This is a genomic window from Diaphorobacter oryzae DSM 22780 (genome assembly GCF_059568935.1).
Genome location: NZ_JCANUL010000014.1, coordinates 90,694 through 102,078 on the forward strand (window position 1 = coordinate 90,694; position 11,385 = coordinate 102,078).

At 65.5% G+C, this 11,385-nt stretch carries 8 protein-coding genes; 7 read left to right on the forward strand and 1 reads right to left on the reverse strand.

The features are described 5' to 3' along the window. Positions 1-141: 141 nt before the first annotated feature. Complete coding sequence (gene ffh / locus BP68_RS17470; protein ID WP_496374123.1) at positions 142-1,518, reverse strand: signal recognition particle protein; 1,377 nt, start codon at positions 1,516-1,518, stop codon at positions 142-144. Between the two features lie 91 nt (positions 1,519-1,609). Between ffh and BP68_RS17475 the strand changes: the two genes are divergently transcribed. The 7 genes from BP68_RS17475 (at position 1,610) to BP68_RS17505 (ending at position 11,076) form a co-directional block, all read left to right on the forward strand. After that, positions 1,610-2,410: a cytochrome C assembly family protein gene (locus tag BP68_RS17475; protein ID WP_496374125.1), complete on the forward strand. Its 801-nt coding sequence runs from the start codon at positions 1,610-1,612 to the stop codon at positions 2,408-2,410. Then, positions 2,407-2,634 (forward strand): PP0621 family protein, encoded by a 228-nt coding sequence (locus BP68_RS17480; protein ID WP_496374127.1) that lies wholly within the window; start codon positions 2,407-2,409, stop codon positions 2,632-2,634. Before BP68_RS17475 ends, BP68_RS17480 begins: the two co-directional genes overlap by 4 nt. 16 nt (positions 2,635-2,650) lie before the next feature. Next, positions 2,651-4,354, forward strand: coding sequence for a sensor histidine kinase (locus BP68_RS17485; protein ID WP_496374129.1), 1,704 nt, complete (start codon positions 2,651-2,653; stop codon positions 4,352-4,354). 17 nt (positions 4,355-4,371) lie between these two features. Beyond that, positions 4,372-5,877 carry a sigma-54-dependent transcriptional regulator gene (locus BP68_RS17490; RefSeq protein ID WP_496374131.1) on the forward strand — a complete coding sequence of 502 codons (1,506 nt, stop codon included), beginning with the start codon at positions 4,372-4,374 and terminating at the stop codon, positions 5,875-5,877. Then, positions 5,861-6,532 carry a 1,6-anhydro-N-acetylmuramyl-L-alanine amidase AmpD gene (gene ampD, locus BP68_RS17495; protein WP_496374133.1) on the forward strand — a complete coding sequence of 224 codons (672 nt, stop codon included), beginning with the start codon at positions 5,861-5,863 and terminating at the stop codon, positions 6,530-6,532. Before BP68_RS17490 ends, ampD begins: the two co-directional genes overlap by 17 nt. Before the next feature lie 306 nt (positions 6,533-6,838). After that, a complete protein-coding gene (locus tag BP68_RS17500) occupies positions 6,839-9,757 on the forward strand; it encodes a ribonucleoside-diphosphate reductase subunit alpha (RefSeq protein ID WP_496374135.1) in 2,919 nt (972 codons plus the stop codon). 137 nt (positions 9,758-9,894) lie between these two features. Further along, the gene (locus tag BP68_RS17505) at positions 9,895-11,076 is read left to right on the forward strand and encodes a ribonucleotide-diphosphate reductase subunit beta (protein ID WP_496374137.1); all 1,182 of its coding nucleotides are present in this window, start codon (positions 9,895-9,897) and stop codon (positions 11,074-11,076) included. The last annotated feature ends 309 nt before the right edge of the window (positions 11,077-11,385 follow it).

Here is an 11,385-nt window from a genome sequence, read left to right on the forward strand (position 1 = left end):
GCCCTGCTCGCGCCGTGGCAGCTTGAAGACGGGGACATGCGACGCGCCCGGGGCACGGTCGTGGCGCTTGTCCAGTCACGAATTAGCTATTATTTTTGTAGCTACTTGCGCTTGCCAGCAAAGCGCCAGCGGCCTATTTGATTAAAAAGGCAGCTTGGGCATGCCGCCGCCCATGCCCTTCATGCCGCCCATCTTCTTCATGAGCTTCATGAGGCCGCCGCCCTTCATCTTCTTCATCATGCCCTGCATCTGCTCGAACTCGTTGAGCAGGCGGTTCACCTCCTGCACCTGCACGCCAGCGCCCTGGGCGATGCGCTTCTTGCGCGTGGCCTTGATGAGTTCGGGCTTGCGGCGCTCCAGCGCCGTCATGCTGCAGATGATGCCTTCCTTGCGACGGATGTCGCGCTCGGCCTTGTCCATGTCCACCTGACCGGCCTTGGCCGTGAGCTGCGCGGGCAGCTTGTCCATGAGGCTGGACAGGCCGCCCATCTGCTTCATCTGCTGCAGTTGCCCCAGGAAGTCGTTGAGGTCGAAGCCGTCACCGCTCTTGACCTTGGCGGCGAGCTTTTGCGCTGCCTCCATGTCCACGCCGGCCGTGACCTGTTCGACCAGGGCCACGATATCGCCCATGCCCAGAATGCGGCCAGCATGGCGCTCGGCGTCGAACACCTCCAGGCCGTCGATTTTCTCGGACACGCCGGCGAACTTGATGGGCGCCCCCGTAACCTGCCGCACCGACAGCGCCGCGCCGCCGCGCGAGTCGCCGTCCAGTTTGGTCAGCACGATGCCCGTGAGCGGCAGCGCCTCCTTGAAGGCCTTGGCCGTGTTCACGGCGTCCTGGCCCTGCATGGCGTCGACGACGAACAGGGTTTCGACGGGGTTCAGCACCGCGTGCAGGTCCTTGATTTCCTGCATCAGCACTTCATCGATGGCCAGGCGGCCGGCCGTGTCCACCAGCAGCACGTCGAAGAAATGCTTGCGGGCGTAGTCCAGCGCCGCCAGGGCGATGTCGCGCGGCTTCTGGTCGGGCGTGCTCGGGAACCACTCGGCGCCCGCCTGCTTGGTGACGGTCTTGAGCTGCTCGATGGCGGCGGGGCGGTACACGTCGCCCGACACGGTCAGCACCTTCTTCTTGCGCTTTTCTATCAGGTGCTTGGCCAGCTTGGCCGTGGTGGTGGTCTTGCCCGCGCCCTGCAGGCCGGCCATCAGGATGATGGCCGGCGGCTGGGCGTTCAGGTTGATGTCCACCACACCCTCGCCCATGGTGGCGGCCAGTTCCCTGTTGACGATGGACACCAGCGTCTGCCCGGGCTTGAGCGAGCCCAGCACCTCCTGGCCCAGGGCCTTGTCCTTGACGCGGGCGATAAAGTCGCGCACGACGGGCAGGGCCACGTCGGCCTCCAGCAGGGCCATGCGCACCTCGCGCAGCATGTCCTGCACGTTGGATTCGGTGATGCGGGCCTGGCCGCGCATCTCCTTGACGAGACGGGTGAGTTTTTCTGTGAGTGCGGAGGCCATTGCCAAGTGCTCCTGATGCGTCGGCGCAGGCATGCCGCCGGCCGATGATCCTGCCCCGGCGACCGGGGGCGAAAGGCTAAACTGCCAACCCATGATTTTACCCAGTGCTTCCCCGCTAGGCTGGCTGTTGGCCCTGGCAACCGCCGCCGCCTATGCGCTTGCCGCGGCCGTGGCATCCCGCGGCAAGGCCGCGGACCGCAGCCACCTGGCCATGGCCCCCGCCTGGGCACTGCACGCCTGCGCCCTGGCCTGGGGCCTGATTGGAAGCGCCCCCCACTTCGGCTTTGCCGCCGCCCTGTCGATGACAGCCTGGCTGGTGCTCACCACCTACGCCGTGGAGCGCCAGCTGTTTCCCCAGATGCGCGCACGCTGGGTGCTGTGCGCGCTCGGGGGCGTGGCCGTGCTCGTGGCGGCACTGTTTCCCGGCCGCCCGCTGCATGTGTCGGCCTCGCCGTGGCTGCCGCTGCACCTCACCCTGGGCATCGCATGCTACGGCCTGTTTGCCGCCGCCGTGGTCCACGCCTGGCTCATGAACCGCGCAGAGCGGCAGATCCGCCAGGCGGCCGATTCGCACAGCGGCATGCCGCTGTTGACGCTGGAGCGCCTCACGTTCCGCTTCGTCACTGCCGGCTTCGTGCTGCTGTCGGCCACGCTGGTCGCCGGCTGGCTGTTTGGCGAGCAGCTCTACGGCCTCGCCTGGCGCTGGGACCACAAGGCCGTGTTCTCCCTGCTGGCCTGGGTCACGTTTGCCGTGCTACTGCTAGGCCGGTCGCGCTTTGGCTGGCGCGGCCGCAATGCCGTGCGCGTGCTGTATGCCGGCACCGGCCTGCTGCTGCTGGCCTATGTCGGTTCGCGCTTCGTGATGGAAGTCGTCCTGGGGCGCGCGGCATGAAATACCTGGTCCTGCTGCTGGTGATCGCCATCGTCTACGCCGCATGGCGCGGCCAGCGCCGCCCGCCGCCCCGCCAGGGCCCCACCAAGAACACCCGCATCGCACCGCCGCAGGACATGGTGGGCTGCGCACATTGCGGCGTGCACCTGCCGCGCAGCGAAGCCCTGTGGGATGGCGGGCGCAGCTACTGCAGCCGCGCGCACCAGGAGCGGGGCCCTGCCTGACCGCATGGCGCACCCAATGCCCACGCAGCCCGCCGCCCCCCCCCCCGGCCACCCACCTTTCCTGCGGCTGTGGAACGCCTTCCTCACGGCGCGCGTCATGGTGGCGCTGGCGCTGCTGCTGCTGCAGTTGCTGGGCCTAGCGCTCAACCAGGCCAGCGAGCCCGCGCTGCTGGGCGCCTGCTTCGCCTATCTGATCGCCTCCCTGCTGCTGCGGGTGTTCGGGCACCACGCACCGCCCGATCCCCGGCCGGGCCTCCACTGGCTGCCCTCGATCGGCGTGGACATCTTGTTCATCAGCACGCTGCAGGTACTGCAGCAGTCCGGCAGCATGCACTTCACCCCGCTGTTCGGCCTGCCCATCCTGATGGCCGGCGTGCTGGGCACGCTGACGCTGGCCCTGGGCACCACCGCGGGCGCGACCCTGCTGCTGCTGGCCTGGGCCTGGTGGACGGGCGAGCAGAGCGGCACCGACGGCGCGCAGCGCTATTTGCAGACGGCGGTGACGGGCACGGGCTACTTCATCGTCGCCTATCTGGTGCATCTGCTGGCAGCCAAGCTCACCAGCGAGCAGCAGACCGCGCGGCGCAGCCAGATGGATGCGCGCACGCAGAAAGCCGTCAGCGCCCTCGTCATGCAGCACGTGGCCGACGGCGTGCTGGTGCTGGACCGCCAGGGCCAGGTACGGCTGGCCAATCCCGCGGCGCTGCTGTTGTTGAGCCCTGACGCCAAGGCATCCACCCTGCCCCTGGCACTGGCACATGCCTCCGCCTGGAGGCCCCTGCTGGACCTGGCGCAGGACACGTTCCGCCTGGAGCAGCCGCGGCATGCCGACGTGAACATCCTCCACGAGGGACAAAGCCCCATGGGCCTGCGCATCCGCACCTGGCTCACCCATACGCCGGGAGCCGCGGGCGCCCTGGATGCGGAGCAGCTGTGCGTGATGTTCCTGCATGACCTGCGGGAGATGGAGGCCCGGCTGCGCACCGAGAAGCTGGCGGCCATGGGCCGCATGTCGGCCGCGGTGGCGCACGAGATCCGCAACCCGCTGGCGGCCATCGTCCAGGCCAACGAGCTGCTGGACGAAGACCTGGACGACCCGGGCCACAAGCGCCTGACCCACATGGTCCGGCAAAACGCCGACCGGCTGGTGCGCATCACGGAGGACGTGCTGGACATCGCCCGGGTGCAGCACCAGATTGGCCATGCATCCTCGTCCACTCTGGCGCTGGACTCCACGGTACTCCAGATCTGGAACGACTGGCAGGCACACGACCCCGCCCGCCGCCGGGGCAAGCTGGTGCTGGATGCGGGCGCGGCGCAGGTGGAGTTCGACGCCGAGCACCTGCGGCGGGTGCTGGTGAACCTTCTGGACAACGCCTTGCGCTACATGGGGCCTGAGCCCGATTCGCTGTATCTCACCACGCGCGCCACGCCCGGCGGCAAGGTCGGCCTGCAGGTCTGGAGCGATGGCGCTCCGCTGGACAAGTCCGTGGAACGCCACCTGTTCGAGCCCTTCTTTTCCTCGGAAAGCCGCTCCAGCGGCCTGGGGCTCTACATCTGTCGCGAGCTGTGCCAGCGCCATGGCGCGGCCATCGGCTACCAGCGCACCAACCGAAGCCTCGCACGGGGCGATGTCGCAGGAAATGCCTTCACCGTCACATTCCGCAGCCTCCTGCGGCCCGCCGACACGGCATCACTGTTTGACACAATCGTGGTGTGACACGAACGGACAGACCTATGAACGCCCCCGCAGCCTCCATTCTCGTCGTCGATGATGAGCCCGACCTGCGCACGCTCTACGAGCTGACGCTGCTGCGCGAGGGTTATCGCGTAGAAACCGCGGCCAGCGTCGACGAAGCACGGCAGCAGTTGAAAACCCAGAAGTTCGATGCGGTGATCACCGATATGCGGCTGCCCGATGGCTTCGGCATGGACCTGCTGCACGACCTGCGCGACCAGCAGCGACGGGAGCGCTGCGTGGTCATGACGGCCTACGGCTCCGCTGAGAATGCCGTGGAGGCACTGCGCTCGGGCGCCTTCGACTACCTGACCAAGCCCATGGACCTGAAGCAGTTCCGGTCGGTCGTGGCCTCGGCCGTGCAGGGAGTGGGCGGCGTGCTGCCCGCCGCCAGGGCACCGCGGCCCAGCAGCCGCACCGTCACGGGGTGGGCCGACGCGCAGGATCCGGTGCTGGAGCGGCTGATCGGCGACTCCGAAGCCATGCGCAACGTGAAGCAGCGCATCGCCAAGGTGGCCCGTAGCATGGCGCCCGTACTGATCCGCGGCGAATCCGGCACCGGCAAGGAACTGGTGGCGCGCGCGCTGCATGGCAGCAGCCAGCGCGCCGACGGCCCGCTGGTCGCCGTGAACTGCGGCGCCATCCCCGAGAACCTGCTCGAGGCCGAATTCTTCGGCGCGCGCAAGGGCTCCTACACCGGCTCCACCCACGACCGCGAAGGCTACTTCCAGGCCGCCCGTGGCGGCACGCTGTTCCTGGACGAAATTGGCGACCTGCCGCTGGCCATGCAGTCCAAACTGCTGCGCGCCATTCAGGAGCGCAGCATCCGTCCCCTGGGCTCCACCCAGGAGGAGTCCGTGGACGTGCGCATCGTCAGCGCCACGCACCGCGACCTGGCTGCAGACGTACAGGCCGGACGCTTCCGTCAGGACCTGTACTACCGCCTGAACGTGATCGAACTACTGATCCCGCCATTGCGGGAGCGGCGCGAGGACCTGCCCGCGTTGTGCGACGCATTGCTCGCACGGATCGAACAGGAATCGGGCGTCACCGTGCCCCGTCTGACCGCAGAGGCACTGCGCCGTATCGCTCAGCACCCGCTCACCGGCAATGTCCGCGAACTGGAGAATCTGCTGCACCGCGCGGTCGCCCTAAGCGACGGACATGAACTGCATGTGGAATGCCCCCCACCCGCAGCGGGCGACGACGCCGAGTCCCCCGCCGTCCAGCAACGCACGCCACACACCAGCAGCGCGCGAGCGGAGGAGGCCCCCTCCCCACCGTTGGCGGCCGCCACCGCCGACATGGCACTGCCCAGCGACCTGCAAGCCTGGCTGGACGAGCAGGAGCGCGAAATCCTCGTGCGCGCCCTGCATGAAGCGGGCTTTAACCGCACGGCCACCGCCGCCCGCCTGGGGATCAGCCTGCGGCAAATTCGCTACCGCATCGCACGGCTGAACATCGCTGCTCCGCAGGATGGCGACAACCATGGCGACACAGAGTAAGCCGCGGCAACACCGGCGGCCACTCTGGCAAGGCGGCTGGTACACACCGGCACGGCCCATGGTTTCGCCCAACCATGGAACTCGGCCAGCCGGCGCTGTCGTCGACCTGATCGTCGTGCATTCGATCAGCCTGCCCCCCGGCCAATATGGCGGCACAGAGGTGCACCGGTTGTTCACCAACCGGCTCGACTGGGATGCGCACCCCTACTTCCAGACGATTCGGGGAATGGAAGTTTCCGCCCATTTCTTCATCAGCCGCAGTGGCGCACTCTGGCAATTCGTGGATACGGACCTGCGTGCCTGGCATGCCGGCAGGTCCCGTTACCGCGGACGTGACGCCTGCAACGATGACTCCATCGGCGTGGAGCTGGAAGGCCTGGAGGGCCTGGACTTCGAGGACGCGCAGTACGCCACGCTAACCGCCCTGTGCGCCGCACTGTCGCACCGCTACCCCGTCCGCTACATCGCCGGGCACGAACATATTGCGCCCCACCGCAAGGGCGACCCCGGGCCAGGATTTCACTGGGAAAGGCTGCGGTCGGCCTTTGCCGGCTCAGGCATCCTGTTTCCACCGATGCCATCCCAACCATTCGCCGGCAAGGTTTTTCAAAATATGCGATTTCGCAACAGCGAAGATCACGGTGCCACAGCCTGACCGCTAGACATGGCGGACGCTATCGAAGGAAAAGCGCCGCAATCCCGCGCCACCATTGAAAACAGCCGCGCACGCCCCCTCGCAGCACGGGGCCACACGGCCCCGGCCCCACCCACCGACAGTGATCGGCTCCGCAGTTTCTCTGCTCAGCCTCTTTCCGGGGATACACTACCTGTAGTGTCTTGAACCCCAAAGACACCCCAGATATAGTGTGCTGCGGCCCAAACATCGCCGTCAGCCACCCAGTGCTGACGGCGACTTTACCGCCCGCTTGGCCACCTTCCGACACCACCCAGAGAGGAATACATGCAAGCTGCGCCCCTTTCCCCCGCCATTGACACCACCCCGTCCTCGCAGGCCCTTGCCGCAGACACCCCTCCACCGGCGGCCGCAGCCGGCACGCTCACCCACTACCAGATCATCCGCCGCAATGGCGCGGTCGTGCCCTTCGAGCCACAGAAGATCGCCGTGGCCATGATGAAGGCCTTTCTTGCCGTACACGGCACCCAGGGCGCCGCCTCGGCCAGCGTGCGCGAGACGGTGGACCAGCTCACGCAGACGGTGGTGCGCGCCCTGATGCGTTCACGCCCGAACGGCGGCACCTTCCACATCGAGGATGTGCAGGACCAGGTGGAACTGGGCCTGATGCGCGACAGTCACCATGAGGTGGCGCGTGCCTACGTGCTGTACCGCGAGCGCCGTGCCCAGGAGCGTGCGCAGAAGAAAGAACAACTGCTGCCCCAGATGCCGGCGCTGTATGTGCAGGAAGGCGGCCAACGCGTCGAACTCGACGTCCTGCGCCTGCAGGCGCTGATCGAGTCCGCCTGTGCCAACCTGGGCGCCGACGTCCAGGCAGCGCCGATTGCAGCGGAGACCATGCGCAACCTGTACGACGGCGTGCCCATGGACGAGGTGTACAAGGCCTCCATCCTGGCGGCGCGCACCCTGATCGAGAAGGACCCCGGCTACACCTATGCCACTGCGCGCCTGCTGCTGCACACCATCGTGCGCGAGGTTCTGGGCCGCGATGTGCCCCCCGCCGATATGGCTGTGGCCTATGCCGCCAACTTTCCGCTGTTCATCCAAAAGGGGGTAGACAACGAGCTGCTGGACCCGCGCCTGCTGGACTTTGACCTGCAGCGTCTGGGTCACGCCCTGAAAGCCGAACGCGATCAGCAGTTCGACTACCTGGGCCTGCAGACGCTCTACGACCGTTACTTCCTGCACGTGCGCAAGACCCGCATCGAGCTGCCCCAAGCGTTCTTCATGCGCGTGGCCATGGGCCTGGCACTGCAGGAAGACGACCGCAATGCCCGCGCCATCGAGTTCTACGAGCTGCTCAGTTCCTTCGACTTCATGAGCAGCACACCCACACTGTTCAACAGCGGCACGCTGCGCTCGCAGCTGTCGTCCTGCTACCTGACCACGGTGCCCGACAACCTCGACGGCATCTACGAATCCATCAAGGAGAACGCACTGCTGTCCAAGTTCGCGGGCGGCCTGGGCAATGACTGGACTCGCGTGCGCGCACTGGGCGCGCGCATCAAGGGGACCAACGGCGAGTCGCAGGGCGTGGTGCCCTTCCTGAAAGTGGTCAACGACACGGCAGTGGCCGTGAATCAGGGCGGCAAGCGTAAGGGTGCCGTCTGCACCTACCTGGAGTCCTGGCATCTCGACATCGAGGAGTTTCTCGAGCTGCGCAAGAACACCGGCGACGACCGCCGCCGCACGCACGACATGAACACGGCCAACTGGATTCCCGATCTGTTCATGAAGCGCGTAATGGAAAAGGGCCCTTGGACGCTGTTCTCACCGTCCGATGTGCCGGACCTCCACGACTTGTACGGCCAGGCCTTCGAGAAGGCCTATACCGCCTACGAGGCGATGGCCGATAGCGGCGATCTCCAACTGTTCAAGCGCGTGCCGGCCGTGGACCTGTGGCGCAAGATGCTCTCGATGCTTTTCGAGACCGGCCACCCCTGGATCACATTCAAGGACCCGTGCAACATTCGCTCGCCCCAGCAGCACGCCGGCGTGGTGCACTCGTCCAATCTGTGCACCGAGATCACGCTCAACACCAGCGACACCGAAACCGCCGTCTGCAACCTGGGTTCGGTGAACCTGGTGCGCCACATCAAGGACGGCGCCATCGACCACGACAAGCTGCGTAAAACCGTGAGCACGGCGATGCGCATGCTGGACAACGTGATCGACATCAACTACTACGCCGTGCAAAAAGCCCAGGACTCCAACCTGCGCCACCGCCCGGTAGGCCTGGGCCTGATGGGCTTCCAGGATGCGCTGTATGAAATGCGCACCCCCTACGCCAGCGACGCCGCCCTGGAGTTTGCCGATGCGTCGATGGAAGCCATTTGCTACTACGCCTACTGGGCCTCGACCGAACTGGCCCAGGAACGCGGCACCTACTCCAGCTACCAGGGCTCGCTGTGGTCCCAGGGCATCCTGCCGCTGGACTCGCTGGACCTTCTGCAGCAGGCGCGCGGCGGCTATGTCGACGTGGACCGCACCACACGCCTGGACTGGGATGCACTGCGCACAAAGATCGCCCAGAACGGCATGCGCAATTCCAACTGCGTGGCCATTGCGCCTACCGCCACCATCTCCAACATCGTGGGAGTGGACGCATCCATCGAGCCCTCGTTCGGCAACCTGTCGGTCAAATCCAACCTGTCGGGCGAATTCACCGTCATCAACCAGTACCTGGTCCGCGACCTCAAGGAACTGGGCCTGTGGGACGACGTGATGCTCATGGATCTCAAGCACTTCAAGGGCTCTCTGCATCCCATCGACCGCGTGCCGCAGGACGTCAAGGCCCTGTACTCCACGGCCTTTGAGGTTCCGCCCACCTGGCTGGTGGAGGCCGCCGCCCGCCGCCAGAAGTGGATCGACCAGGCACAGAGCCTGAACATCTATATGGCCGGCGCATCGGGCAAAAAGCTGGATGAGACCTACAAGCTCGCCTGGGTGCGTGGCCTGAAGACCACGTACTACCTGCGCACGCAAAGCGCCACGCACGTGGAAATGAGCACGGTGAACACGCGCCAGCTCAACGCCGTCTCGGCGGGCACCGACGGCAGCGCCTCCACCTCCCCCAGCGCCTTGGACGCCGCAGCAGCCTCGGCACAAGCCCAGGCCACAGCCCTGCCCGCCACCGACGTGAAGTTCTGCGCCATCGACGATCCGACCTGCGAAGCCTGCCAGTAAGCCCGCATACCTGCGAGTGCCCGCCAAGCCCGCCACCGCACTCGCAGGTGTTGTGAAGCAACAGATCACAGCCTGGCAACGCTTCAGTGCTTTTCATTTTGAAGCACTGCTTCCATAATCCGACCACTGGAAAACCTATGCTCACCTGGGACGACGAAGTCAAGCCCTCATCGCAAAAACTCTTGGACGGCGGCCTCTCCAACGACCGCCTGGCGAGCCATCCGCCAACGGCTATCCAAGCACCTGCACAGCAGCCTGCCACAGGCCCTGCGACGCACGCCACGCCCTCTGCCCCGCAGCACCGCCGCGTGGCGGCAGCCGACAAGCGCATCATCAACGGCCAGACTGATGTCAACCAGTTGGTGCCATTCAAGTACAAGTGGGCCTGGGAAAAATATTTGGCCACCTGCGCCAACCATTGGATGCCGCAGGAGGTAAACATGACGCGTGACATTGCGTTGTGGAAGGACCCCAACGGCCTGACCGAGGACGAGCGTCGCATCGTCAAGCGCAACCTCGGCTTCTTCGTGACCGCCGACTCGCTGGCTGCCAACAACATCGTGCTGGGCACCTATCGCCACATCACGGCGCCAGAGTGCCGCCAGTTCCTGCTGCGCCAGGCCTTCGAGGAAGCCATCCATACCCACGCCTACCAGTACATCGTGGAGTCGCTGGGCCTCGATGAAGGCGAAATTTTCAACGCCTACAACGAAGTCAAATCCATTCGCGACAAGGACGAGTTCCTGATCCCCTTCATCGAAGCGATCATGGACCCCGACTTCAAGACTGGCACGCCCGAGACCGACCAGACCCTGCTCAAGTCGCTGATCGTTTTTGCCTGCCTGATGGAAGGCCTGTTCTTCTACGTGGGCTTCACGCAGATCCTCGCACTAGGCCGCCAGAACAAGATGACCGGCGCCGCCGAGCAATACCAGTACATCCTGCGCGACGAGTCCATGCACTGCAACTTCGGGATCGACCTGATCAACCAGCTCAAGCTCGAAAATCCGCACCTGTGGACCACCGCCTTCAAGGAAGAGATCAAGGACCTGTTCCTCAAGGCCGTGGAACTTGAGTACCGCTACGCGGAAGACACCATGCCCCGCGGCGTGCTTGGCATGAATGCATCCATGTTCAAGGGCTATTTGCGCTACATCGCCAACCGCCGCGCGACACAGATCGGCCTTGAGGCCTTGTTCCCGAATGAGGAGAACCCCTTTCCCTGGATGAGCGAGATGATCGACCTGAAGAAGGAACGCAACTTCTTCGAAACGCGAGTCATTGAGTACCAGTCCGGTGGGGCACTTTCCTGGGACTGATCATTCCTGTCCAAGCCATGATTTTTCAACCACGCTCCTCGCGCACAGCGCCTACCAGCGCTGCGACCTCGGGGCGTTTCCGCATTCGTGGTGACGAGCATTGCATCGTTGCCATGGATCGCTCCATGCCCAATGCAGGCGTGGAGTGCTCTTTGCAAATCGACCCAAGGAGAAAATGATGGCAACTGCGAAGAAACCCGCTGCGAAAAAGGCAGCACCCGCCAAGAAGGCTGCGCCGGCAAAGAAGGCCGCTGCACCCGCCAAGAAGGCTGCGCCGGCAAAGAAGGCCGCTGCACCCGCCAAGAAGGC